This is a genomic window from Vreelandella lionensis (genome assembly GCF_002087295.1).
Lineage (GTDB): Bacteria > Pseudomonadota > Gammaproteobacteria > Pseudomonadales > Halomonadaceae > Vreelandella > Vreelandella lionensis.
Genome location: NZ_MWVI01000029.1, coordinates 44,733 through 71,697, shown reverse-complemented (window position 1 = coordinate 71,697; position 26,965 = coordinate 44,733). Strand labels below are relative to the sequence as shown.

The following is a 26,965-nucleotide window of genomic DNA, read 5'->3' as shown; positions in this document are numbered from 1 at the left end:
ATGCCTGGCGCACCATAAAAAAACGCCCGTCTGGGCGTTTTAAAAGAGTGCTACAAAAAGAGGAGGGTTTAAATAATACCCGCTTGGCGTAGTGCTACGCGTTGCTCGTCAGTGATGCCGATGGCATCCAGCACGCTGTCGGTGTGCTCGCCTAGCGTGGGCGGTGCGGTTTGGGCACTAATGGATTCGCCGTTAATACGAATCGGGTTCGCCACTAAGTGCACTTCCCCCGCTTGGCGATGGGGCAGCGTCTGCTTCAGGCCGCGAGCTTTCACGTGGGGATCGTCAAAGACGCGGTCTAGGGTGTTGATCGGCCCGCTGGGCACGCCTACCGCTTCAAATGCCGAGAGCCACGTATCGGTAGGCTGTGATGCTAGGGCGAGTTCTAATACCGGCACTAGTGTCTCGCGATGCTGGACACGGCTACCGTTGGTGGCAAAGCGTTCATCTTGCGCCAACTGCGGCTGATCGATCACTTGGCAGAAGCGCTTGAACTGCTCGTCGTTGCCTACCGCCACAATCATATGGCCATCCGCCGTGGCAAACGCTTGGTAGGGCACGATATTAGGATGGGCGTTGCCTAACCGCTGAGGCACCTGACCGGAGGTCAGATAGTTAAGCGCCTGGTTCGCCAACACGCCTACCTGAACATCCATCAGAGCCAAATCAATGTGGCAGCCTTCGCCGGTGTCGCGGCGCTGGTAGAGCGCTGCCAGCACTGCGTTGGCGGCATACAAACCGGTAAAGATATCGGTAAACGCCACGCCGCTTTTGACCGGGCCACCGCCGGGTTCACTGTCCGGCTTGCCGGTCAGGCTCATAATGCCGCCCATGGCCTGAATCATAAAGTCGTAGCCCGCCCGGTGGGCGTAGGGGCTTTCCTGGCCAAAGCCGGTAATCGAGCAGTAGATAATGCCGGGGTTTAGCGCCTTTAAACTGGCGTAATCCAGGCCGTACTTCTTTAGCCCGCCGACTTTGAAGTTCTCCAGCACCACATCCGACTGAGCGGCAAGCTGTTTAATCAGCGCTTGGCCTTCGGGCTTGGCCATATCTACCGTCACCGAGCGCTTACCTCGATTGGCGCAAAGGTAGTACGCCGATTCTGTGCTGCCGGAGAGCCAAGGAGGCCCCCAATGGCGCGTGTCATCGCCGCTTTGGGGGCGCTCCATCGTGATCACCTCGGCACCCATGTCGGCCAGCATCTGCCCGCACCAGGGGCCTGCCAGTACCCGAGAGATATCGAGGACTTTGATGCCTGCCAGGGGCTTTGCGGCTGTGCTCATTGGGTGCCTCGTTGCTGGTGATCGATTCGTTGGTATGCGTTAGTCGGTATGGATTAGAAGAAGGACTGAATGCCGGTTTGCGCGCGGCCCAGGATCAGGGCGTGCACATCGTGGGTACCTTCATAGGTATTCACGGACTCCAGGTTCACAATGTGACGAATGACGCCATCCCCGTCAGACACGCCGTTACCGCCGTGCATGTCGCGGGAAACGCGGGAGATATCCAGCGCTTTACCGCAGTTGTTGCGCTTGATCAGCGAGATCATTTCCGGTGCCCAGTTGCCGCTGTCCATCAGGCGACCCACCTGCAGGGCCGGCTTGAAGGCCCAGGGTGATCTCTGTCTGCATATCGGCCAGCTTCTTCTGGATGAGCTGGTTGGCGGCGAGCGGGCGGCCAAACTGCTTGCGGTCCAGGGTGTACTGGCGGGCGGCGTGCCAGCAGAATTCAGCGGTGCCCATCACGCCCCAGGCAATGCCGTAGCGCGCTTTGTTCAAGCAGCCGAAGGGGCCTTTCAGGCCGCTAACGTTAGGCAGCAGGTTCTCTTCAGGAACGAAGGCGTTGTCCAGCACGATCTCGCCGGTGATAGAGGCACGCAGTGACACTTTGCCTTCGATTTTCGGGGTAGAGAAGCCTTCGGTGCCGCGCTCAACAATAAAGCCTTTAATCTGGTTGTCGTGGGCGGCGGATTTCGCCCATACCACGGCAATATCGGCAATCGGGCCGTTGGTAATCCACATTTTCGCGCCGGTCAGGCGGTAGCCGCCATCCACTTTTTCCGCACGGGTGATCATGGAGCCCGGGTCGGAGCCGTGGTCGGGTTCGGTCAGGCCAAAGCAGCCGACCATCTCGCCGCTGGCAAGCTTGTTCAGGTACTTATGCTTCTGCTCTTCAGAGCCGTAGGCTTCAATGGGGGACATCACCAGCGACGACTGCACGCTCATGGCAGAACGGTAGCCGGAATCGACACGCTCTACTTCGCGGGCAATCAGGCCGTAAGACACGTGGTTCACGCCTGCACCGCCGTACTCCGGGGAAACCGTCGCGCCTAGCAGGCCTAACTCACCCATCTCCGACATGATGTCACGGTCAAAACGTTCTTCACGGAACGCGCTGAGCACGCGTGGCTGCAGGTTTTCCTGGCAGTAGTCATGAGCCGCTTCGCGGATCTGGCGCTCTTCGTCGGTGAGCTGGCTTTCCAGCAGTAGCGGGTCGTCCCAGTTAAAGCGTGTCATAGCGTGAACTCCGAAAGTGATCTTGTTGAGACCAATGTATCGCCGTTATTTAAAAATATCTACATTTTTTTAAAACGCAGAATTTAACGGATGCCTCGCGCTTGAAGTACTCGAGTAATGATCGGCACCGGCGTCATTAGGTGGTCACGCATCAGGTTGGCGGCTTGCTCAGCATTTCGCGCCAGAATCACGTCGACCAGGGCGGCATGCTCTTGGCGTTTGGTTTCAAGGGCTTGAGGCGACATGACGGTCTCTTGCAGCCATAAGTGGCGGTAGCGCTCTACCTGATCAAACAAGGTGTCGCGCATTTGCAGCAGGTGCGGCGAGTTACAGCCACTGGCGATGGCGGTGTGAAATGCTTTATGGCGTAAATCCCAGCCATCCAGCAGCTCATCGGGGGAGCTAACCTCGGTTACCTTGGCTAACCGGTGGGCGGTAGCCAGCACGCTGGCTTCCCAATCGTCATCGCCGCGCTCAATCGCTAAGCGCAAAATTAGCCCTTCTAACTGGGCGCGGGCATCGTAGATATCGTTCAGCTCGGCCAGCGACATCGCCGCCACCCGATAGCCGCGCTGGCTAATCGCTACCACTAAACGGTCGGCCACCAGTTGAGAAAGCGCTTCGCGCAGCGGCCCCGTGCTCACTCCGTAATACTCTTTTAAGCGGCTCATTAAGAGCTTCTCTTCAGGCGCGTAGCGGCCGCGAATGATGTCGTGCTTAAGCGCGTGATAGGCGCTAATCGCGAGGTTTTGGCGCGGCGCATCGTGCTCCATAAGAACTCCTTAGACCAACGTGTTAGACCAATGTAGGGACGTAGCGATCAACGTGAATTAACGGCTATTATCAATAAATTTTGAAAATTTGGCATAGGTAACGACATTCATGTGGGATTTCATCATTGTGTGCGGTGTTATTTTAGGCTTCTCCACCGCCATGCAGCTGCAACAGGCCTACCCGGATAAGCGCCTGCTGGTGGTCGAAAAAGAGTCGGGGGCGGCCCAACACCAAACCGGCCACAACAGCGGGGTAATTCACGCGGGGGTGTACTACACGCCGGGCAGCCTGAAAGCGAAGTTTTGCCTGGAGGGCAACCGCGCCACGCGTGAGTTTTGCGACCAGCACGATGTGCGCTACGACATCTGCGGCAAACTGCTGGTAGCCACAAATGACCTTGAAAAGAAGCGCATGGAAGCATTGTGGGAGCGCACCGCTGCCAACGGGCTGGAGCGTGAGTGGCTGGAAGCCGACGCGCTCAAGGAGCGCGAGCCCAATATCACCGGCGTGGCGGGCATTTTCGTGCCCTCCAGCGGCATCGTGAAATACGCCGAGGTGACCCGTGCCATGGCGGCGGAATTCGAACGCTTGGGAGGTGAGATCCGCTTTGATCACTGCGTGACTGGCCTTGAAGAGCGCACCGATGAGGTGGTGGTGACCACCCAACAAGACACCTTCACGGGGCGCTATCTTGTCACCTGTTCTGGCCTGATGGCGGATCGGGTGATTCGCATGCTGGGCAAAGACCCTGGCTTTACGATTTGCCCGTTTCGTGGGGAGTATTATCTGCTACCCGAGCACCACAACCAGATCATGACCCCCCTGATTTCCCCGTTTCCTGACCCCGCCATGCCGTTCTTGGGCGTTCACTTAACGCGCATGATCGATGGCACGGTGACCGTTGGCCCTAACGCGGTGCTGGCACTCAAACGTGAGGGCTACCGCAAGCAAGACATGTCGTTAAGCGATATGGGGCAGATGTTCACGCATCCCGGTATTTTGAAAGTGCTGGGTAAACACCTGAAACCCGGGCTGTTTGAGATGAAAAACTCGCTTTATAAGCGCGGATATCTTGATTTGGTGCGTAAGTACTGCCCCAGCTTAACCCTTCAGGATTTAACGCCTTATCCTGCGGGCGGACGCGCTCAGGCGGTATCCAATGACGGTAAGCTGGTGGATGATTTTCTGTTTGTGAATACGAAACGTACGGTGAACGTGGGCAACGCCCCGTCGCCTGCGGCGACCTCGGCGCTGCCGATTGGTGCTCATATTGTGGAGCATGTCAAAGCACTGTTGAAATAGGGTGAAAGCGGTTTGCTGCATTAGCATCTCACGCACCAGCCGTGCTAACTTCTGTGCACCGCCCCGGGCAGCCGTTCACGGCGACTCGGGGCTGGGGCTTCACACCTCCTTTACGTCAACCATACCTATAAGTCCAAGTAGGACGGAGGAAATGCTCATGCGAACTCTAAAATATACCGTAGCAGCATCCATGTTAGCCGTCGCACTGCCAGCCAGCGCGCAGCAGCTCTCAATTGCCACCGGCGGCACCGGCGGGGTGTATTACCCTATCGGCGGCGGCTTTGCTGAAATGATCAACAACACATCGAAGGTGCTCAGGCCACGGCCGAAGTAACCGGTGCGTCTGTTGAGAACATGGGCCTGATCATGCGCGGCGATGCCGATATGGCGCTGGCGCTGGCCGATACGGTCTATCAGGCGTACACCGGTACCGGCGATTTCGATGGCCGCCAGATTGAGAACACCCGCGCGCTGGCGTCTGTGTATCCCAATGCTGTGCAGTTGGTCACCCTGGCAGAGTCTGACATTCAGAGCATTGCGGACCTAGCCGGTAAGCGTGTCTCTGTAGGTGCACCGGGTAGCGGCACCGAGCTAAACGCCCGTGCCCTGCTGGAAGCTAACGGCGTCAGCTACGAAGATTTCACTCCTCAGCGCCTGAACTTCAACGAAACCGCCGACGCGATTCGTGATGGCGACATCGACGCCGGTTTCTGGAGCGTAGGTCCGCCCACCAGCTCTATTCTGAACCTTGCCGCTACTCGCGATATCCGCCTGATTAGCCTGACGGATGAAGAGATTGCTAACGCCCAGGAAGCTGAAGCGGTATTTGCTCCTTACGAGCTGGCCGCAGGCATGTACGACGGTATGGACGAAGCGGTTCAGACCATTGGTATTCCCAACGTACTCGTCGTCAACTCTGATATGGATGAAGAGCTGGCCTACCAACTGACCCAACGGCTATTTGAAAGCACCGATGAGCTGATCGCGGTTCACCCGGCCGCCAACGACACCACCATTTAGTTCACCATGAACTCTACGCCGGTGCCGCTGCATCCGGGCGCGATTCGCTACTTTGAAGAAGTGGGTGCTGAGATTCCGGACCGTCTGCGTCCGTAATTGATCAAGGAGCACAGCCATGCAGTGGCAACGACGACTGATGGCGCTCTTGTTGATGAGTGGTTTGTACCGCCGAAGCGGGGGTTACCCCCGCTTCGGCGGCTGCGTCTATGCGCTTAACGGTCGTGACCGATCAGGGCGAAACGCTAGTGGATGCAGCCGCGCCTGAAGGCAGCCGCTGGTGCATCCAGTGGCAGCACTCTGTTGAGCATTTCACGGTGTTGGATTGTTACCGCAACGTAGACGGCACGATGCAGTTAGAGCGTAGTCATCAACCGGATTTTGCCGCAGGGCTTGGGCATATCTATGGACGCGGCGAGCAGGTGTCCGACGGTGAGGGCGGGTACTGGATCAACGCGATTAACGAGCCGGTTGCCAACAACCGCTATGTGCTGCGGGTGGGGTCAACGGCGGTTAATCATCGCGTGGTATGGGCGTCTAACGGGCACACCACGGTAAGTTTGAGTGAGCGCGCTGCCGGGCAACGCGTCACTATTGAGTTGTCTGCCTCCTAAGCATCAACCGCTATTTTTTATCACTCAGCGCTTATCTCATTACGGTTTCATAAAAATTAAGTGGGTATTAACCCCCTAAGTTAGCTAACGCTTCCGAGGACTTCATGAAAGAATCCACGCCACCACCGGTTATCATGCCGGGCGGTAATGCGATTCAACCCCGCTTCGTTTTATGGTGTATCACCATCGTGGCGGTGGGACTGTCGTTATTCCCACTTTATTCGGCGGGTATCCAGCCGGTGGGCTTATTTTTCCAGCGCAGTATTCTCTTGGCGCTGATTATGCTGTTGGCATTTTTAATGTTCCCTGCTTTTGGGCCCAACCGTAAACGCGGTGTATTGGGGTGGGGGATTGATCTGATCTTTTTTGCTGGGGCGTTGATTACTGGCGGTTATTTGGTTCTTCAACCTCGGTGCGATTTTCAGCCGCGCCGGGGTCTGGAACGAGACCGATATACTCGTCGCCTGCATTTCCACGGTGACCGGGCTGGAAGCCAGCCGCCGTGCAGTGGGCTTCGGTATGACGGTGATTGGCTTATTAGCCATTATCTATGCTTTTGCTGGCCCTCGGGGTGAGCTGCCTTGGCTGGGGGAATGGATGCCCGGGATCATGGAGCACCGTGGGTATAGCCTTGACCGCGTAGCGGGCCAGCTTTACCTGGGCCAAGAGGGCATCTTCGGCCTGCCGCTGGGGGTTGCTGCCACTTATATCTTTATTTTCGTGCTGTTTGGCGCGTTTCTGGAAAGCACTGGCGCGGGTAAGGTTCTTTATTGATATGGCGTCTGCCGCCACTGGTCGCCAGCGTGGTGGCCCCGCCAAAGCCGCTGTGTTGGCATCGGCGGGCATGGGGTCTATTTCTGGTAGCGCCATTGCTAACGTGGTGACCACCGGCGCTTTTACCATTCCCCTGATGAAAAAGTTGGGCTATCAGCCTAAACAGGCGGGTGGCATTGAAGCGGCAGCCTCTACCGGCGGGCAAATTATGCCGCCGCTGATGGGCGCTGGCGCGTTTTTGATAGCGGAATATACCAATACGCCGTACCTGGAAATCGTCAAAATCAGTATTTTGCCGGCGATTATGTACTTTGCGACGGTGTACCTGTTCGTGCACATCATTGCCTTGAAGCAAGGCATGCAGGGCTTGCCGAAAAGCGAGCTGCCGCAGATGCGTCAGGTCATGAAAGATGGCTGGCACTTCCTGCTACCGCTGGCGGTGTTGGTATGGCTGCTCGCCATGAGTATGTCGCCCATGCGGGTGGGCTATTACGCCGTGGTGACCATGGTGATAGTGGCGGTGATGCGCTACGCGCTGTGGTACTTCTTTGTGGCACCTAAGCAAGGCCAGCCAGTGACCGTTGAGCGTACCAAGTCGGTGATTTGGGCGGGGCTAGTGAAGCTAGTACAAGGCTTGGAGCTTGGCGCGCGCAATGCGGTGGCGGTCTCTATGGCCTGTGCGGTGGCGGGCACTATCGTTGGGGTGGTGGGCCTGGCGGGCCTGGGTCTGAAATTCTCCTCCATGATGCTGGCGTTCTCCGGCGGTAACCTAGTGCTGGCGCTGTTGATGGTGTGGTTGGCGAGCCTGATTCTGGGTATGGGCCTGCCGGTGACCGCGAGCTACATCGTGCTGATTGTGCTGGTTGGTCCTGCGTTAACGTCCGAATTTGGCGTACCGTTACTGATCGCGCACTTAGTGGTGTTCTGGTACTCCCAGGACTCGAATGTGACGCCACCGATTGCCTTGGCAGGGTTTGCGGGGGCTGCGATTGCGGGCAGTAAACCCATGGAGACGGGCTTCCAGGCTTGGAAGTTTGCCAAAGGGCTCTATCTGATTCCGCTGTTTATGGTCTTCAACCCAGAGATCATTATTGGTGGTCCGGTGCTGGTGGTGGCCTGGAACGCGGTCATTGCACTGCTCGCGCTCTGTGCGTTTGCTGCATCCCTTGAGGGCTACCTGTTTACGCGTATGTCCTGGCTGCCGCTTAGCCATTGGTGGGGCCATTTTTGGGGTGTTCTACCCGAACCTCTGGACAGAAATTGCTGGGGTCGTGGTGATGATTGTGATCATTGCCGCCAACTGGCAGGCCAGTAAGCGTGAGGCTACGCCGGTCACTGGTTGATCCGGTTAGCGTGACGATAAAAGGCGTCCTATAAAAAAGCCCGGAAACTTAGGTTTCCGGGCTTTTGCTTGAGTAGCTAGCCCGTAGGCTAGCCGGTGGTTAGCGAATTAGAAGATCGACTCTGCGGTGCCCGAGCCTTGTGAACCGCTGGCCTCTTCAAGCTCTTGGCTAATACGGCGGGTCTGGAAGTCTGGCAGGTGATCCTGGTGGAACAGCTCCGAGATACCGCCTGACTGGTCATCGTGCAGGCGACGGCCGGTATTCGGATCCACCCGAGCAGTGACGATAGTGTCAGGCCGCTCAGGTAGCGCAGAGGGCGTACCTTCCAGCGCATCACCCATGAAGTCGATCCAAATCGGTAGTGCTGCATTCGCGCCGTACTCGGCAATGGTGTCGTTGCTGTCTTTACCGACCCACACCGTTGTCACGAGATTGCTGTTGAAACCGGCAAACCAAGCGTCCCGCTGGCTGTTGGTCGTACCGGTTTTACCGACGATATCCTCACGATTAAGACTCAGCGCTGCCCGGCCCGTGCCCGATGTGATGACGTCGCGCAGCATGTCACGCAGGATGTACACCGCGGCGGCGTCGGCAACGCGGGGCCGCCACTGGGTAGCTTTTGCCATCAATCTCGACGGTCTCCTGGCCTTCGGCGCAGTTAACGCAGGCGACTTGGGGAGTGGCTTCATCGATGATCTCGTTGTCATCGTCACGGGTGACGCGCTCAATAAACCAAGGGGCGACTTGAAAGCCACCATTGGCGATCACCGCGTAGGCGTTGGTCATCTCCATCGGCGTAAGGCTGGCGCTGCCTAGTGCCAGTGACAGGCCACGGGGCCAGGCGCTCAGGCGCAAAGCCAAACCCTTCCAGGTACTGAATAGTGTGGTCGAGCCCCATGGTTTGCAGAACGCGAATGGTGACGAGGTTGCGCGAACGCGCGAGCGCAGGTCGCAGGCGCATCGGCCCTTGGAAGTCACGGCTGGAGTTCACCGGGCGCCACAGCGAATCGCTGCCGTCGTCCAGCACCACCGGCGCGTCATTAACCACACTGGCGGCGTTCATTTCGCCATCTTGCAGCGCGGCGAGGTAGATGAACGGCTTGAAGATAGAGCCAGACTGGCGCTGCGCCTGAACGGCACGGTTGAACTTGCTGGCGTGGAAATCAAAACCGCCTTGAAGCGCCAGAATAGCGCCGGTGCGCGGGTCTTGCGCCACCAGCGAGCCCTCGGCATCCGGTCGCTGGGAAAGACGCAGCGTACCGTCGTCGGTTTCCATTACGCGAATCAGTCACCACGCTTGGCAATCTGGTCGGCGCTGCTGGGTTCGGCACCACGGCTACGCGGGCTTAAGTAGGGCTGTGCCCAGCTTAGGCCATCCCAGGCAATGGTTTGCAGCTCACCGCCGCGGGTTAATACCTGCATTTCACGGCCGCTGCTCTCTACCACAATCGCGGGCTGTAGCAGACCGTAGTTGGGCGTGCGCTCCAGTACTTGAAGCCAGTTGCTCACATCGCCATCTACGCCTTCGACTTCTGTTTGGCTACGTTGCGCTGCCTGACGGGCAGTTTGGCGAATCTCAGGCGACTCAGATAGCTCCTCTTCCAAGCCTTGGGTGTTGGTCTGCTCTTGAGCTTCTACCAAGCTGGGCGCGATGTCCTCTTGCTCGGCGCCGCGCCGGCCGTGGCGTAGGTCGTACTCGATCAGGCCGTTGGCCAGTGCTTGGCGGGCAAACGGCTGCAGCTCGCTATCAATAGTAGTGTAAATACGGTAGCCGCCGGTGTAGGCGTCATCGCCAAAGCGCTCAATGGCATACTGGCGAGCCATCTCTGCCACATAGGCCGCGTCCACTTCGGCTTGGGTGTAATGGCGGCGAGCGGTGACCGGCTCTTGCACGGCATTTTTGTAGATATCGTTATCGATATAACCAAGCTCGCGCATACGGAACAGAATCCAATTACGACGGATCAGCGAGCGCTCAGAGTTCGCCAGTGGGTTAAAGGCAGAAGGCGCTTTGGGTAGCCCAGCAATCATGGCGGTTTCGGCCAGGCTCAGCTCGGCAAGCGGCTTGTCGTAGTAAGTCTCGGCGGCGGCAGCAATGCCGTAGGCGCGGTTACCCAGGAAGATTTTGTTGACGTAAAGATAGAAAAACTCCTCTTTATCGAGGATCTGCTCCATCTGCAGGGCTAGCAGAATCTCGCGGATTTTGCGTGTGAAGGTCTGGTCCAGGGTCAGCATGTAGTTACGCGCGACCTGCATGGTAATGGTCGAGCCGCCCGACTGAATGGTGCCACCGCTCTGTACTAGCTCCACCGCCGCCCGCGCTAGACCGCGAGGGTCGACGCCGGCATGGTCAAAATAGCTGGCATCTTCTGCCGCAATCAGCGCATTAATCATATCCTGTGGGATATCGTCGAAGTCGATCGCCATGCGGCGCTCTTCGCCGAATTCGCCAATCAGTTTGCCGTCGTTGGTGAAAATACGCAGCGGTGTGTGCAGTTCAAAATCCCTGCAGTTGGCGAACGTCGGGCAGTCCCGGCGAGAAGTAGATAGCGGCACCAATCACCGCCAGTATGACCGCGCCTGAGAGCGCAACAACCAGCGAAAATAGTGACAACACAAGAGTTCGTAAAAACGTCATGAACAGTGGGCACCCGTGAAAAGAAGAGTAGGTATGGTGGTGTATCCGCCATAGCGCGCAATTGGCTGCCATTAGAGGAAGGGGAGGCAGCGGCCACCAGTGTTGATATAGCGAGGAGCATGGGCGTGTGCCTTAACTCAAAATCATGTAACCTCGAAACTCGCACGATAGGCAGGCGGAGCCGGAGTCAGCATGCGCTTACTAAAACCCAGTAAAGGGTTGATTGGTGTCGATATTACCTCGGCCACCGTCAAGCTACTTGAACTTAAACAGTGCAACGACAACTACCAAGTTGAGAGCTACGCCGTGCGCCCGCTTCGCGAAGGCGCGGTAGTCGAGCGCCGTATTCGTGACATGAACGATGTTGCCAACGTGCTTAGTCGCGCCGTTGAGCATGCCAAACCCTCGACGCGCAAAGCCGCCGTGGCCGTTCCGGCCAGCGCCGCGATTACCAAAACGCTCCAGTTTCCCATTTCGCTTAGCGAAGATGAGATAGAGGAACGCATTATTGCCGAGTCTGACCGGCATATTCCGTTTCCGTTCAGCGAGGTAGCGTTCGATTTCCATTGCCTAGGCCCCGCGCCCTTTGATGAAGAGCAGCAGCAGGTGATTTTGGTGGCGTGCCGCCAGCAGGATGTTTCTCAACTTACCGAAACCTTAGAGCGCGCAGGTCTTGAGCCTGCGGCGGTGGATGTGGAAACGTTCGCCATGGAGCGCTCGCTGGCCGAGCTACGCCGTCAGCTCAGCGTAGAGAACGACCCCAACGCCTGTGTCGGGCTGGTGGATATCGGTGCCAATATGAACGCCTTCCACGTGGTGCGCGGTGGTCATATTGTTTATAGCCGCGACACGGTGTTTGGCGGTCGCCAACTGACCGATGCGATTCGTGACCACTACGCCATGAGTAATGAGGAGGCCGGCTTTGCCAAAAAGCGCGGCGGCCTGCCGGATGACTATCACGAGAAAGTGCTGAATCCGTTTTTAGAAACCGTGGTACAGCAGGTAGGGCGCTCGCTGCAGCTCTACTACACTGCTGGTCGCCAGCATGAGGTGCAGCACATTGTGCTGGCGGGGGGCTCTAGCGTGATTCCTGGGCTTGCTGAGCGAATTGCTGAAGATAGCGGGATGTCGGTGACGATTGCCAACCCGTTCCAACGTATGCGTGTGAATAAACGCCTTAATATTGAAGGCCTAACCAATGATGCACCGGCCATGCTCACCGCTGGCGGTTTGGCGATGAGGGTTGGGTTATGAGCATCAAGGTCAATTTGCTGCCCTGGCGGGAAGCACGCCGTGAAAAGCGTACACGCCGATTTTATGGGGGAGTCGTGATGATGTTCTTAGCGGGTATTGGTTTAGGGCTGGGTGTCTTGCAAATTTATCAGCAGCAGTTATCGGCTCAGCAGCAGCGCAATGCGTATATCACGAACCACATTGAGCGCTTGAATAACGAAATCGCCGACGTGCAGCGCTATCAAGCAACCGCAGCCCGGTTGGGTGAGCAACTAACGCTGTTTCAAACCCTGCAAGCCGAGCGGATAGGCACTGTACAGTTGTTCAATAATATTGCTGCCAGCGTGGTGGATGGCGTGGTGTATCAGCGCCTTTCCCGCAGTGGTGAACAGGTTAGCTTTTCTGCCATGGCGGGCAGCGAGCGGCAGGTATCGGATCAACTGCGCGAAATCGCCAGCATGCCAGGGTTAGGGGTGCCACAATTCTCTGAGGTAGCCAGTGGCGAAGATGGTACCAGCCGAGTGTTCCAGTTTGACGTGGTACAGTCTGTCGTAGAAGAAGCCGCCGCTGAGGAGGAAGCGCCATGATCTGGGGGCGTGAACGCTGGCGGAGTGAGTGGCGGCAGCTGCAAGATGTAGATTGGCAGGGCTGGATGTAAAAGAGGCGGGAGAGTGGCCCGCGCTATTAAAAGCGCTATGTGGGGTGCTGGCCTTTGTCATTGCCGTTGGCGGCTTGAGCTGGTGGTTGGTAAGCGACAAGCGTGCCGAACTAGAAGCGGCCCAACGCCAAGAAGCGCGCCTTTTGAACGAATATCGCAGCAAAGTATCCGAAGCGGCCTTTTTGCCTGAGGTGCGGGAGCAGTCGGAGGAGTTAGAGGAGCAAATGGCGACCATGCGCGCCATGCTGCCTACCAGCGCTGAGATTCCGTCGCTACTGGACAGCATCAGCGATGCGGCGGTGGAAAACAATTTAAGCATTGAAGCTATCCGTTTAAGGCCTACCGTGAGTAACACTCACTATGTGGAGCATCCGCTGGATATTCAGGTGCGCGGCGGCTATCACGAACTAGCGCAATTTGTGGCAGCTCTCAGCCAGCTTGCGCGTATTGTGACCCAGCACGATTTAACCCTTGCCCCTGCCGGGCAGAGTGGTGACTCGCTGCGCATGTCGCTGCTGGCACGCACCTATAGCTATATAGAAGCAGTGGAAGGGGAGGAGCCCGCCCCATGAAGCGTCTACTTAGCATTGGAGCGGTGGTTCTGTTAGCGGGCTGTGGCGATGCCAACCTCAGCCAGTTAGATACCGTGATGGAAGAGATTCGTCGTACACCGGCAGGGCAGCCACCGGTGATTATACCGACGATTCCTGAGTATCAGCCGGTAGATTACCGTTATCGCGAGGTGCGAAGCCCCTTCTTAGCACCAGAAAGCATTCGTGCCAACGACACGGTAGCAGTGATGGAGAGTGCACTCGCCCCGGATCAGCAGCGCACCCCCGAGCCGCTAGAGGAGTTTCAGCTGGAGGCGCTGCGTTTAGTTGGCACATTGCGCATGGGTGGGAAGCAGGTGGCGTTGATTAGCGCCCCTGATGGCAGCGTTTATAGTGTGCGTGAAGGCAACTATTTAGGCACTAACTACGGGCATATCACCGCGATTGGCCCGCAAGAAGTACGCATAACCGAACGTATTTTTAATCAGTTGCAGGGTTGGCAGGAGCGTCAGGCATCGCTCACCCTGAATGAGTAGGCTAAGCACATATCGCACGGTGCGCCCTATGTATTTTTACTTGTTATCGGATAACACGCTATGGTCGTCATGCTTCGTCTAATTACGCTGTCATTGTTAGCCCTGATGCCCACCTTTGCCCTTGGTTCAGTGCTAACGGATTTTGATGTGCGTTCAACCAGTGGCGGCGAGGTGGAGCTGGTATTGCAATTTAGCGGCGGCGTTGCCCAGCTTCGCGGCTATCGGCTGAATACTCCGCCGCGGCTAGCACCAGATCTAGCCGATACCCAAAGCAGCTTGCCTCAGCGGCGCATTAACGTAGACAGCGCAGGTGTGGAGCGTATTACCGCGCTGGAGGGCAATGGCCGTACACGGCTAGTGGTCGACCTGAGCGAGCCGCTGGACTACACCTCTCGCATAGAAGGGGATCAGCTGCGCATCACCCTAAGCCCTGAAAGTACTAGCGCTGCGAATGACAACTCGTCCGCAGGTATGAGTAGCGGGTTGGAAACTGCCCTAGGGCCGCAAGTAACGGATATCGACTTCCAGCGGGGGGCTGTTGGGGCAGGGCGTTTGCTGGTCTGTTTTGATCGTGAAGGGGAAGTGACGCAAGTGCGGGAAGGGAGCGAGGGCCGCGTTATTGCTGAGCTTCGCGACGTAGATATTCCTGATTCCTTGAATCAAATTTACGATGTGACCGACTTTGCTACACCCATTACCCGCATAACCCCCCGCACTGGCCAGCGGGAAACCCTGCTTGAGCTGCAAACTAACGGCCCCTACGCGATGATTTCATCGCAAAGCGGGCGAACACTCACCGTGGAAGTACAGCCGGTGAGCCAAGCCTCTCAGCAGGACCGCGCGCAGCAGGGAGAAAGCTTCAACGGCGACCGTCTGAGCCTCAATTTCCAAGATATTGAGGTGCGAGCCGTGCTGGCGACGCTGGCTGAGTTTACCGGCTTGAACCTAGTCGCCAGTGATAGTGTTACTGGGCGAGTAACGCTCAACCTCAACGATGTGCCCTGGGACCAGGCGCTGGCGCTGATTTTGCAAAGCCAAGGGCTCTCTAGCCGTGAACAGGGCAATGTGATTGTAGTAGCACCGGCCAGTGAGCTGGCCGAGATTGAGCGCCAGGAGATTGAGGCCCGTAGCCAGCAGCAAACCTTGGCACCGTTGGTGACTGAGTTCATCGAGATAAAGTACGCACGGGCCGAAGACTTAGCACAGCTGTTGCGTGGTGGTGACGGTTTTGGGCTGCTCACTGAGCGTGGCCGCGTTAGCGTTGACCAGCGTACCAACACACTGCTCATTCAAGACACGGCCGAACAGGTGCGCGATATTATGCGGACGCTGGACCGGCTGGATGTGGCGGTGCGTCAGGTACAGATCGAAGCGCGCATCGTGATTGCCCGTGATACCGCTTCCCGAGAGCTAGGAGTGAATTGGGGAGTCGATAGCACTCGAGGCTTCTTAGAGGAGGAAAACGGCAACTTCACTCGTCGTGACATCAACCCCAACGGCATCAACCGTGCCCAAGGTGGCCTGGCGGTGGACTTAGGCTCCACGGCAGCGGCTGATACGGGCTTCAGCTTTGGCTATCTCTCAGGGGATATTCTGCTCGGCCTTGAGTTGCGCGCCCTTGAAAGCGAAGGCACAAGCCAGACGATCTCCCAGCCTCGGGTGATTACCGCCAACCAGCGCACCGCAACGATCCGCCAAGGGGAGGAGCGGGCATTCCCGAGTGTCGATGCCCAGGGCAACCCAGATACCGAGTTTAAAGAGGCAGAGCTCTCCCTTGAGGTAACACCTCAAATTACCCCGGCTAACCGCATCATTATGGATTTGGTAATCAAGAACGACAGCTTCCGTGAGAGCGAGTTCGGCGGCGAGCCGCCCATTGATACCAACCAAATCGAGACCCAGGTGCTGGTCGATAATGGCCAGACGGTGGTGTTAGGCGGTATTTTGACCACTGAACAGCTGAGCCAAATAGCGAAAACACCGCTGCTGGGCGATCTTCCTATACTGGGCAGGCTGTTTCGCTATACCGAAGAGAGCAATGAAAAGGTAGAGTTATTAGTCTTTATCACTCCACGATTACTTGATTATGGTTTGGCGGTTCGCTGATGCAGGATTTACCCAATCTTTTCTTAATAGGCCCCATGGGGGCTGGTAAAAGCACGATAGGCCGCTTATTGGCGGGAGAACTATCGCGCCCGTTTTACGATAGCGATCACGCCATACAAGACCGCTGCGGTGCCGATATACCCTGGATTTTTGACGTGGAGGGTGAGCAAGGCTTTCGTCAGCGTGAAATTCAGATGATTTACGAGCTCACCCAGCTCACGGATGTCGTGGTCGCCACCGGCGGTGGCGCTGTGCTGCGAGAAGAGAACCGCCGAGCGCTGCGCGATCGCGGTACAGTGGTGTACTTGATGACCACTGTCGAGCAGCAGCTAAAACGCACCGCCAAAGATCGCAACCGCCCGTTGCTGCAGTGCGCGAATCGCGAACAGGTGCTCAACGATATGTTCGCCGCCCGTGATCCGCTCTATCGTGCTACTTCCGACATTACGGTACGTACGGATCGCCGTAGCCCCCGTGCCGTGGTGAATGAAATTTTACGCCGCGTGCATCGCCTGATTGATCCGTTAGAAACCGCCAGCGCCCCGCATAAAAAGGTATCTCAATGACAGAGCTAGCCCATGACCGTACGCTAACCGTTGAACTGGGTGAGCGCAGCTACCCCATCCATATTGGCGTTGGGCTATTAAATCGCTCAGACAGTTTTGTGACCTATCTGGCCGGTAGCCAAGTCATGATCGTCACTAATGAAACCGTGGCGCCGCACTACTTAGACACGCTGCGTTCTAGCTTACCCGAGCATTTAGACGTGCGTGCCGTGGTGCTGCCAGATGGCGAGCAGTACAAAACCATCGAGCAGGTAGGCCGCATTTGGGATGCGCTGCTGAAAGCGGGCTTTAACCGCCGCTGCACACTCATTGCCCTTGGCGGCGGTGTGATTGGCGATATGGTGGGCTATGCCGCTGCGTCCTATCAGCGCGGGGTGGCCTTTATTCAAGTGCCCACCACGCTGCTTTCCCAGGTGGACTCCTCGGTGGGTGGCAAAACCGGTGTGAACCATCCGCTGGGTAAGAACATGATTGGTGCGTTTTGGCAGCCCAAAGCCGTGGTGGTGGATATTGCTACTCTCACCACGCTGCCCGCTCGGGAGCTCTCAGCGGGGCTTGCCGAGGTAGTGAAGTACGGTTTTATTCGCGATGCGGCCTTCCTCGCTTGGCTTGAGCAGAACATGACGGCGCTGCGCCGCGTTGAGCCTGAGATCGTTGCAGAGGCCATTGCCAAAAGCTGTCAAATCAAAGCCGATATTGTGGCGGAAGATGAAACCGAGCAGGGCGTTCGTGCGCTGCTGAACCTTGGCCACCACGTTTGGCCACGCCATTGAGGCGCATCAAGGCTATGGCAAGTGGCTTCACGGTGAAGCGGTGGGGGCAGGTATAGCCATGGCAGCGACACTCTCCCACCAGCTTGGGTGGATTAGCCATGAGGCGCTTGAACGTACCAAAATGGTGATTGAAAGCGCTGGCCTGCCGCTGGTCGCGCCAACGGGAATGTCGTCTGATGACTTCTTGGCGCGCATGCGGCTGGATAAAAAGAACGTGGATGCGCGCTTGCGTCTGGTGCTACTGAACGACTTGGGAGACGCCTGTGTCAGCGATTCAACGCCTGCCGAAACGCTTCGCCACCTATTAGATAATTACCCTCGCGGCCAAGGCGTCGTTGGCTAACCCACTATCTACTCTGAAACCCGCCTTTTAACGGCGGGTTTTTTTATACGTACTTGCTTGAGATTAGCGGGTGGATAATGGAATCCGTATGCCTTATGCGCTATCGGCATGGGGTTTTGGCTTGTAATTAGACTAAAGTCTAACGGTTCGATTATGCCGTTAAAATATCGTTTCTTTTATTTGCAAGCCATTGAAGTGTAACTATTTTTTTGTTGAACGGTAATGCAAATACGGGATTTGGCGAGGGTTTTTGATGATTGGCGCGCGCCGGGCGATTGCGCTACGCGGTGGCAAATCGCTATGCTGAGCGACCATTTTCTTGCAGCAGCGGATACGGAAAATACCCTATTTTGGGCGGGTAACAAGATCCATAAAAAAAGAAAAACCCGCAATAATACCATAAAAACGCTGCTTACAAAATACGCTGACTAGAGGCACGCCCATGAATAGAGGTCTTCACCAGCCAGGCGAGTTTCGCGATAACTGCGGCTTTGGCCTTATTGCCCATATGGAAGGGCAGGCCAGCCACGACTTGCTGAAAACGGCTATTGAATCACTGACTTGCATGACCCACCGCGGTGGTATCGCGGCAGATGGCAAAACCGGCGACGGTTGTGGCCTGCTGCTGAAGATGCCCGCGCAGTTCATGCGTGCTGCTGCAAAAGAAGCGCTCGATGTGGAGCTAGGCGAGCGCTTTGCGGTGGGCTCGGTTTTCCTGCCGAACGACGACGCGCGTGCCTCCAAGGCAAAAGAGACCCTGGCCGCCGAGCTAAGCGCGCGTGGTTTGGACGTACTGGGCTGGCGTGTTGTGCCTACCGACTCGAGTGTCTGTGGCCCTATGGCGCTAGATTGCCTACCGCGCATTGAACAGCTGTTCGTCGCCCCCGGCAGCAGCGAAAACTTCGACGTTGATCTCTTCATGGGCCGCCGCTACGCCGAACAGGCGCTGCGCAGCGACGAAGACTTCTACGTGGCGTCGCTCTCCACCGAAGTGGTCTCCTATAAAGGCTTGGTGATGCCGGAAGATTTACCGGCGTTCTACAAAGACCTCAACGACCCACGTCTGGAAACCGCCATCTGCGTTTTCCACCAGCGCTTCTCGCCCAACACGGCGCCGCGCTGGCCGCTGGCGCAGCCGTTCCGCCTGCTCGCGCATAACGGTGAAATCAACACCATTGAAGCCAACCGTGGCTGGGCGAACTCGCGTAAAGCGAACTTCGTTAACGAACGCCTGCCGGACATCGCCAAACTGGACGAAATCGTCAACACCACCGGTTCTGACTCCTCCAGTATGGACAACATGCTGGAAGTGCTGCTGACCGGCGGCATGGAACTGCACCGTGCCGTACGCATGATGGTGCCGCCCGCTTGGCAAAACGTCGAGACCATGGACGCCGAGCTGCGCGCGTTCTACGAGTACAACTCCATGCACATGGAGCCGTGGGACGGCCCCGCAGGCGTGGTGATGACCGACGGTCGCCAAGCAGTATGTATGCTGGACCGTAACGGCCTGCGCCCGGCGCGCTGGGTGATTACCAAGAACGGCTACATCACCCTGGCGTCTGAAATTGGCACTTACGGCTACAAGCCCGGAAGACGTGGTGGCAAAAGGCCGCGTGGGCCCTGGTCAAATGTTGGCCGTGGACACCCAAACCGGTGAGGTGCTACACACCCAGGATATCGATGATCGCCTCAAGTCCGCTTACCCCTACAAGCGCTGGCTGAAGCAGGAAGCGAACTATCTGGAGTCGGCGCTGACCGAGCTGGCGCGTTTCCAAACCATGGATACCGACGCGCTGAACGTGCAGCAGAAGATGTTCCAGGTGACGTTTGAAGAGCGTGACCAAGTGCTGCGCCCGCTGGCGGAAAGTGGCCAGGAAGCGGTGGGCTCCATGGGGGACGATACGCCCATGGCGGTACTGTCGAGCCGTCCGCGTCTGCTCACCGATTACTTCCGTCAGAAATTTGCTCAGGTCACCAACCCGCCGATCGACCCGCTGCGTGAAGCGATCGTGATGTCGTTGGAAACCTGCTGTGGTGCCGAGCTGAACGTCTTCCAGGCGACGCCTGAGCACGCCCACCGCTTGATTCTGACAACCCCTGTGCTGTCGCCGCGTAAATTTACTGCGCTGGTGAACCAGGAAGATCCGGCGTTTACTAGCCATATTCTGCCGCTGGGTTACGACCCAGAGCAGACCAGTTTGCAACAGGCGATTACCGCGCTGTGCCAAGAAGCCGAAGCGCAGGTGAAGGCTGGCAAGGTCATTCTGGTGCTCACCGATGCCGAGCTGCCGAAAGGACAACTGCCCATTCAGGCGGCGCTTGCAGTAGGTGCGGTGCACTCTCACCTTGGCCGTTTAGCGTTGCGTCCTAACGCTAATATCGTGGTGGAAACCGGCTACGCCCGCGATGCCCACCAGATGGCCGTGCTGTTCGGCGTTGGTGCAACGGCTGTCTTCCCGTGGCTGGCCTACCAGGTCATGGCGGATATGCATCGCACTGGCGAGCTGACCGGCAACCCGGCGGATGCCCGCGAGAACTACCGCAAAGGCCTGCAGAAAGGGTTGTTCAAGATTCTCTCGAAAATGGGCATCTCAACGCTGGCGTCCTACCGTGGCTCGATGCTGTTTGAAGCGGTAGGCCTGTCGGATGAAGTCATGAACACCTGCTTTGTGGGCATGGCTTCGCGTATCCAGGGCACCGGCTTTGCTGAGCTTCAGCTTCAGCAAGAGCTGCTGGCCAAGGATGCATGGATTCCCCGCAAAGGGATCTCTCAAGGCGGTATGCTCAAGTACGTGCACGGCCACGAGTACCACGCCTACAACCCGGACGTAGTGAAATCGCTGCAAGCCGCTGTGCAAGAAGGCAGCTACGCCAAGTGGAAAAAGTTTGCCCAACTGGTCAACGAGCGTCCGGTGGCCACCATTCGTGACCTGCTGACGCTCAAGCCTTCTGAGTCTCCGGTGCCGCTGGAAGAGGTCGAGCCCATTGAAGCGCTGATTCCGCGCTTTGATAGCGCCGGCATGTCGCTAGGCGCACTGTCGCCTGAGGCGCACGAAGCGCTGGCACAGGCCATGAACGAGGCGGGTGGTCGCTCCAACTCCGGTGAGGGCGGCGAAGACCCCGCTCGTTACGGCACCATTCGCAGCTCGAAAATCAAACAAATCGCCTCTGGGCGCTTTGGCGTGACTCCGGCCTACTTGGTCAATGCCGAAGTGCTGCAGATCAAGGTGGCCCAGGGTGCGAAGCCCGGTGAGGGCGGCCAGCTACCGGGTGGTAAGGTCAATCAACTGATTGCCCGCTTGCGCTACTCGGTGCCCGGCGTCACGCTGATTTCACCGCCGCCGCACCACGATATTTACTCCATCGAAGACTTGGCGCAGCTGATCTTTGACCTCAAACAGGTCAACCCAGACGCGCAGGTCTCGGTAAAACTAGTCTCCGAGCCAGGGATCGGCACCATTGCGACCGGTGTCGCCAAAGCCTATGCGGATTTGATCACCGTGTCTGGTTACGACGGCGGCACCGCAGCCAGCCCGCTCACCTCCATCAAGCACGCCGGTTCCCCTTGGGAGCTGGGGCTGCCCGAGGTGCATCAGGCGCTGCGCATTAACGGCCTGCGGGACAAAATCCGTCTGCAAACCGATGGCGGTCTGAAGACCGGCCTCGACGTCGTTAAAGCGGCGATCCTCGGCGCGGAGAGCTTCGGTTTCGGCACCGCGCCGATGGTTGCGCTGGGCTGTAAATACCTGCGTATTTGCCACCTGAACAACTGTGCCACCGGTGTAGCGACCCAGGATGACTTCCTGCGTGGCGAGCACTTCCGCGGCACCGTGGATATGGTGAAAAACTACTTCCGCTTTATTGCTGAAGAAGTGCGCGAATTGATGGCCATGCTGGGCGTGCGTAAGCTCACCGACCTGATTGGCCGCACGGACCTGTTGGAAGTGCTGGAAGGCAATACGGCGTCGCAGCGTAAGCTGGACTTAATGCCGCTGCTGGCGAACGACTTCGTGCCTGCAGATGCGCCGCAGTTCTGTGAAGTGAGCCGTAACGTGCCCCACGACCCGGCTGCCAAAAACCAGGAAGTCTTGGCGGCGCTGAAAGAGGCCATTGAGCCTCAGTCTGGCGGCACGTTCGATTTTACCATCACCAACTGCGACCGCAGTGTAGGTGCGCTCACCTCCGGTGCCATTGCCAAGCGTTACGGTGAAGATGGCCTTGAGGCCGCTCCGGTCACCGCGCGCTTTACCGGCGTGGCGGGACAAAGCTTTGGCGGATGGAACGCTCGTGGCCTGAACCTCTACCTGGAAGGCGATGCCAACGACTACGTCGGTAAAGGCATGAACGGCGGCAGCATCGTGATCGTGCCGCCCAAGGTCAGCCAGTTCGAGAGCCATAAAACGGCCATTATCGGCAACACCTGCCTCTATGGGGCGACAGGCGGCACGCTGTTTGCCGCTGGTACCGCAGGCGAGCGTTTTGCAGTACGTAACTCGGGTGCGACGGCAGTAATTGAAGGTGCTGGCGACCACTGCTGTGAGTACATGACCGGTGGTTTGGTCTGCGTGCTGGGTGAGACCGGCGTTAACTTCGGTGCGGGCATGACCGGTGGTTTTGCCTACGTGTTGGATGAAGATCGTAGCTTCGTGGATAAGTACAACCACGAGCTGGTCGAGATTCACCGGGTCAACACCGAAGCGATGGAAGCCTACCGTCGCCCCCTGCGGGAGATGATCGAGGCCTACGGGGCCGCGACGGGTTCCGCACGCGGTGCGGCGATTCTGGAAGACTTCAGCGACTACGCGCGCCACTTCTGGCTGGTGAAGCCAAAAGCGGCCAGCCTGGGTAGTCTGCTGTATCAGTCGCGGCGTCAGCCGCAATAACCGTCAGCGCCTACGCTTCGAGGAGAGAGATCATGGCCAACCGTTTAAATAACGATTTTCATTTTGTCGACGTGGGTCGTAAAGACCCACAGAAAAAACCGGCGCACACCCGGGCCAAAGAGTTCGCGGAAATTTACGAGCCGTTCAAGCCCACCGATGCGGCGAGCCAGGCGCACCGCTGCTTGCACTGCGGCAACCCCTACTGCGAGTGGAAGTGCCCGGTACACAACTACATTCCCAACTGGCTGCAGCTGGTGGTGGAAGGCAACATTATTGAAGCCGCCGAGCTGTCTCACCAAACCAACTCGCTGCCGGAAGTGTGTGGCCGCGTGTGCCCCCAAGATCGTCTGTGCGAGGGTGACTGCACCCTGAACGACGGCTTTGGCGCGGTGACGATCGGCTCGGTGGAGAAATACATCACCGATACCGCCTTTGCCATGGGCTGGCGCCCTGATATGTCCAAGGTGGTGTGGACCGATAAGAAAGTCGCGATTGTTGGTGCAGGTCCTGCGGGCTTGGGCTGTGCCGATATTCTGGCGCGCAACGGCGTCAAGCCGGTGGTGTTCGATAAGTACCCCGAAATTGGCGGTCTGCTGACCTTTGGTATCCCTGAGTTCAAGCTGGAAAAGAACGTCATGGAGCGCCGCCGTGCGGTATTCGAGGAGATGGGCGTTGAGTTCCGTCTGAATACCGAAATCGGTACTGATGTCGAGTTCGAGACGCTGCTGCAGGAGTACGACGCGGTGTTCCTGGGCATGGGTACTTACAAGTACATGCAGGGTGGCTTCCCCGGTGAAGATCTGCCCGGCGTATACAAGGCGCTGGACTTCCTGATTGCCAACGTAAACCGCCGCTTGGGTTTCGCGAAAGACCCGAACGACTTTATCTCCATGGAAGGCAAGCGCGTGGTGGTGCTGGGCGGTGGCGATACCGCGATGGACTGTAACCGCACCTCGATTCGTCAGCGCGCCGCCAGCGTGACCTGTGCCTACCGCCGGGATGAAGAGAACATGCCGGGCTCGCGCCGTGAAGTGGCTAACGCACGGGAAGAGGGCGTCGAGTTCCTGTTCAACCGCCAGCCGGTAGCGGTAGTGGGCGAAGATAAGGTCGAGGGCGTGAAGGTGGTCCGTACGCGCCTGCGCGGTCCGGATGAGAACGGCCGTCGTCGTCCCGAAGTCGTGCCGGGGTCTGAAGAGATCGTTGCGGCTGATGCAGTCGTGGTGGCCTTTGGTTTCCAGGCAAGCCCGGCACCGTGGTTCGATAGCGCCAATATCGACGTCAACGAATGGGATCTTGTTAAAGCGCCTGAGCATGGCCAGCACGCCTTCCAAACCAGCAACGAGAAAATCTTTGCCGGTGGCGATATGGTGCGCGGCTCCGATCTCGTGGTCACCGCTATTTATGAAGGGCGTCAGGCCGCCGAGGGCATTCTGGATTACCTAGGCGTGTAAAGTGTGTATGTCATGCCGAACAGCACCAGGGGTAGGTCGTAGCGAGGGTCTTTTGTCATGGATGACAAAAGTAGCGCCCAGGGATGGGTTCACAGCGCCCTCGCGCAGACCTACCTCTGGGGCAACTGTGCATCGGCATCCTTTAGCCCGATCAATCGGCCTCCCACTGCTTATGTGCAGCCAGTAGCTAGGGTGGGAGGCAGCTTTAGCTCGTGACCGAGGCTGGCGCTGTTTCAGTTCAAATTGAGCCTTAAGGCGGACTCTGCTATTCTGTCGTCCCATCCTGGTGTGGCTTTCTGTTACGCCTTTTGATCACGTTTCGACAGGTTTTCCATGACACGATATATCTTCGTGACCGGCGGCGTTGTGTCCTCTCTTGGCAAGGGCATCGCGTCGGCCTCGCTGGCGGCGATTCTCGAGGCCCGCGGCCTTAAGGTCACCATGCTCAAGCTCGACCCGTACATCAACGTGGACCCGGGCACCATGAGTCCCTTCCAGCACGGCGAGGTGTTCGTCACCGAGGATGGCGCCGAGACGGACTTGGACTTAGGTCACTATGAGCGCTTTATTCGCACCAAAATGACCCAGGGCAACAACTTCACCACCGGCCGCGTGTACGAACATGTGCTGCGCAAAGAGCGCCGGGGTGACTACCTGGGTGGCACTGTGCAGGTCATTCCGCACATCACTGATGAGATCAAGCAGCGCGTCTACGCTGGAGGCGAAGGCTTCGATGTGGCGCTGGTGGAGATCGGCGGTACGGTCGGCGATACGAATCACTGCCGTTCCTGGAGGCCATTCGTCAGATTCGCAGCGAGCTGGGCGCCAGCCGCGCCATTTACATGCACCTCACCCTGGTGCCGTACATCAAGACCGCTGGCGAAACCAAAACCAAACCGACGCAGCACAGCGTAAAAGAGCTGCGCTCCATCGGTATCCAGCCGGATATTTTGATTTGCCGCAGCGAAGTGGAGCTTGAGGAGAGCGAGCGTCGCAAGATTGCCTTGTTCACCAATGTGGAAGAGCGTGCGGTAGTGCCGCTGCAAGACGCCGACACCATCTACCGCATTCCGCTAATGCTTCACGAGCACGGCCTGGACGATATCGTCTGCGACAAGCTGCGCTTAGAAGCTGAGCCTGCGGATCTGTCGGAGTGGGTCAAGGTACTCGATGCCAAGCTGAACCCGCTGAAGTCGGTCAGCATCGCCATGGTCGGTAAGTACATGGAGCTGCTGGATGCCTACAAGTCGCTAAACGAAGCGCTGATCCACGCGGGTATTCAGGGCCGCATCAAGGTCAACGTCGACTATATCGACTCCGAAGACATCGAGCGTCACGGTACCGAGCGCCTGGCAGGCAAAGACGCCATTCTGGTGCCCGGCGGTTTTGGCGAGCGCGGTGTGGAAGGCAAGATTCTGACCGCCCAGTTTGCCCGTGAAAACAACATTCCCTACCTGGGTATCTGTTTAGGCATGCAGGTGGCGGTGATTGAGTTTGCGCGCAACGTGGCAGGCTGGAAGGATGCTAACTCCACCGAGTTTACTCACGATACCAAACACCCGGTGGTGGGTTTGATCACTGAGTGGATCAACGCCGAAGGCAAGATCGAACTGCGTGATGCGGCGTCTGACTTGGGCGGCACCATGCGTCTCGGCGGCCAAGTGTGCCACCTGGCATCCGGCAGTAAAGCCCGCGAAGCGTACGGTGCCGACGAAATCGTCGAGCGTCATCGCCACCGCTTCGAAGTCAACAACCAGTTCATTGATGATCTGGAAGCTGCGGGCCTGGTGATTTCGGGCAAGAGCGTCGATCAGTCGCTGGTCGAAGTGGTCGAGCTGGCGGATCACCCTTGGTACGTGGCGTGTCAGTTCCATCCGGAGTTCACCTCGACGCCCCGCGATGGCCATCCGCTCTTCTCGGGCTTCGTCAATGCCGCACTAGAGCACAAAACGGCACGCACCCGGGCCCACGCCGCACCTCAGGAATAAAGGGGGAAGCATGTCTTCTCAATCCCAAATTCCCAGAGCATCACATCAACGTTGCCGGCTTAACCGCCGGCAATTCTTTGCCCCTCATGCTGCTTGGCGGCATGAACGTGCTGGAGTCGGCGGAGCTGGCCGATGAAGTGGCACAGGCCTACGTGAATGTGACGCAAAAGCTGGGTTATGCCTTATGTGGTCAACGCCAGTTTCGACAAAGCGAATCGCAGCTCGATCCACTCCTACAGGGGGCCGGGGCTGGAAAAAGGCCTGCAAATTCTGGCCGATATCAAGGCGCGCCATCACGTGCCCATCATTACCGATGTGCACGAGCCGTGGCAGGCAGCGCCTGCTGCTGAAGTCGCCGATATTATTCAGCTGCCGGCCTTTTTGGCGCGCCAAACCGATCTAGTGGTGGCAATGGCGAAAACGGGTGCGGCGATTAATATCAAAAAGCCGCAGTTTTTAGCTCCCCATGAAATGCGCCATATCCTCAAAAAGTTTCAGGAAGCGGGCAATGACCGCCTGATGCTGTGCGAGCGTGGCACCAGTTTTGGTTATAACAACCTCGTCGTAGATATGCTGGGCTTTGGCGATATGAAGCAGACCGGTTACCCAGTGTTCTTCGATGTCACCCATGCTCTGCAGCGCCCCGGTGGCCGGGCGGATAGCGCCGATGGCCGCCGTGCCCAAGTGGCAGAGCTTGCTCGTGCGGGCGTGGCGGTTGGTTTGGCGGGGCTGTTTTTGAAGCTCATCCAGACCCCGATAACGCCAAGTGCGACGGCCCCTGTGCGCTGCCGCTGGATCAATTAGAGCCATTCTTAACGCAGCTGTCGCAGTTAGACGCTCTGGTAAAAGGCTTCGATCCCTTAACCATCCGTTAATCGCGGCGTTAATCCGTGGTA

11 protein-coding genes and 8 pseudogenes are annotated in these 26,965 nt (G+C 57.7%); 15 read left to right on the top strand and 4 right to left on the bottom strand.

Annotated features, from left to right (window positions below; genetic code table 11):
* Positions 1-68: 68 nt before the first annotated feature.
* From B4967_RS03850 to csiR, 3 genes and pseudogenes are all read right to left on the bottom strand, one after another.
* Positions 69-1,283: a CaiB/BaiF CoA transferase family protein gene (locus B4967_RS03850; protein ID WP_083023696.1), complete on the bottom strand. Its 1,215-nt coding sequence runs from the start codon at positions 1,281-1,283 to the stop codon at positions 69-71.
* 53 nt (positions 1,284-1,336) lie between these two features.
* Positions 1,337-2,516, bottom strand: a pseudogene (locus B4967_RS03845) (acyl-CoA dehydrogenase).
* 83 nt (positions 2,517-2,599) lie between these two features.
* Positions 2,600-3,289, bottom strand: coding sequence for a DNA-binding transcriptional regulator CsiR (gene csiR, locus B4967_RS03840; RefSeq protein WP_083023694.1), 690 nt, complete (start codon positions 3,287-3,289; stop codon positions 2,600-2,602).
* A 109-nt stretch (positions 3,290-3,398) separates the two neighbouring features.
* Here csiR and lhgO point away from each other — a divergent pair, with 109 nt between their 5' ends.
* The 4 genes and pseudogenes from lhgO to B4967_RS03820 all read left to right on the top strand — a co-directional run bounded on the left by lhgO (position 3,399) and on the right by B4967_RS03820 (position 8,340).
* Positions 3,399-4,592 carry an L-2-hydroxyglutarate oxidase gene (lhgO, locus tag B4967_RS03835; RefSeq protein WP_083023692.1) on the top strand — a complete coding sequence of 398 codons (1,194 nt, stop codon included), beginning with the start codon at positions 3,399-3,401 and terminating at the stop codon, positions 4,590-4,592.
* Between the two features lie 157 nt (positions 4,593-4,749).
* Positions 4,750-5,708: pseudogene (locus B4967_RS03830) on the top strand (TAXI family TRAP transporter solute-binding subunit).
* 110 nt (positions 5,709-5,818) lie between these two features.
* On the top strand, positions 5,819-6,223 hold the full coding sequence (locus tag B4967_RS03825) for a DUF1850 domain-containing protein (RefSeq protein ID WP_192859191.1): 405 nt from the start codon (positions 5,819-5,821) through the stop codon (positions 6,221-6,223).
* A 104-nt stretch (positions 6,224-6,327) separates the two neighbouring features.
* Positions 6,328-8,340: pseudogene (locus tag B4967_RS03820) on the top strand (TRAP transporter permease).
* Positions 8,341-8,447: 107 nt separating this feature from the next.
* On the opposite strand, the pseudogene B4967_RS03815 reads toward B4967_RS03820, so the two are convergent.
* Positions 8,448-10,978, bottom strand: a pseudogene (locus B4967_RS03815) (penicillin-binding protein 1A).
* Between the two features lie 192 nt (positions 10,979-11,170).
* Here B4967_RS03815 and pilM point away from each other — a divergent pair.
* The 11 genes and pseudogenes from pilM (at position 11,171) to kdsA (ending at position 26,944) form a co-directional block, all read left to right on the top strand.
* Positions 11,171-12,232, top strand: coding sequence for a type IV pilus assembly protein PilM (gene pilM, locus B4967_RS03810; protein ID WP_083023691.1), 1,062 nt, complete (start codon positions 11,171-11,173; stop codon positions 12,230-12,232).
* Entirely contained in the window at positions 12,229-12,798 is a 570-nt protein-coding gene (locus B4967_RS03805; protein WP_083023689.1) for a PilN domain-containing protein, read from the top strand. Before pilM ends, B4967_RS03805 begins: the two co-directional genes overlap by 4 nt.
* A gap of 52 nt (positions 12,799-12,850) precedes the next feature.
* Positions 12,851-13,441 (top strand): type IV pilus inner membrane component PilO, encoded by a 591-nt coding sequence (locus B4967_RS03800; protein ID WP_340638682.1) that lies wholly within the window; start codon positions 12,851-12,853, stop codon positions 13,439-13,441.
* Positions 13,438-13,956 carry a pilus assembly protein PilP gene (locus B4967_RS03795; RefSeq protein WP_083023687.1) on the top strand — a complete coding sequence of 173 codons (519 nt, stop codon included), beginning with the start codon at positions 13,438-13,440 and terminating at the stop codon, positions 13,954-13,956. Before B4967_RS03800 ends, B4967_RS03795 begins: the two co-directional genes overlap by 4 nt.
* 60 nt (positions 13,957-14,016) lie before the next feature.
* The gene (locus B4967_RS03790; RefSeq protein ID WP_083023685.1) at positions 14,017-16,062 is read left to right on the top strand and encodes a type IV pilus secretin PilQ; all 2,046 of its coding nucleotides are present in this window, start codon (positions 14,017-14,019) and stop codon (positions 16,060-16,062) included.
* Positions 16,062-16,628 (top strand): shikimate kinase AroK, encoded by a 567-nt coding sequence (aroK, locus tag B4967_RS03785; protein WP_083023684.1) that lies wholly within the window; start codon positions 16,062-16,064, stop codon positions 16,626-16,628. The genes B4967_RS03790 and aroK overlap by 1 nt, the downstream gene beginning before the upstream one ends.
* Positions 16,625-17,744 (top strand): annotated as a pseudogene (aroB, locus tag B4967_RS03780) (3-dehydroquinate synthase). Before aroK ends, aroB begins: the two are co-directional and overlap by 4 nt.
* 442 nt (positions 17,745-18,186) lie before the next feature.
* Positions 18,187-22,630 (top strand): annotated as a pseudogene (gene gltB, locus B4967_RS03770) (glutamate synthase large subunit).
* 32 nt (positions 22,631-22,662) lie between these two features.
* A complete protein-coding gene (locus B4967_RS03765) occupies positions 22,663-24,081 on the top strand; it encodes an FAD-dependent oxidoreductase (protein ID WP_083023680.1) in 1,419 nt (472 codons plus the stop codon).
* A 333-nt stretch (positions 24,082-24,414) separates the two neighbouring features.
* Positions 24,415-26,069 (top strand): annotated as a pseudogene (locus tag B4967_RS03760) (CTP synthase).
* Positions 26,066-26,944: pseudogene (gene kdsA, locus B4967_RS03755) on the top strand (3-deoxy-8-phosphooctulonate synthase). The pseudogenes B4967_RS03760 and kdsA overlap by 4 nt, the downstream one beginning before the upstream one ends.
* The last annotated feature ends 21 nt before the right edge of the window (positions 26,945-26,965 follow it).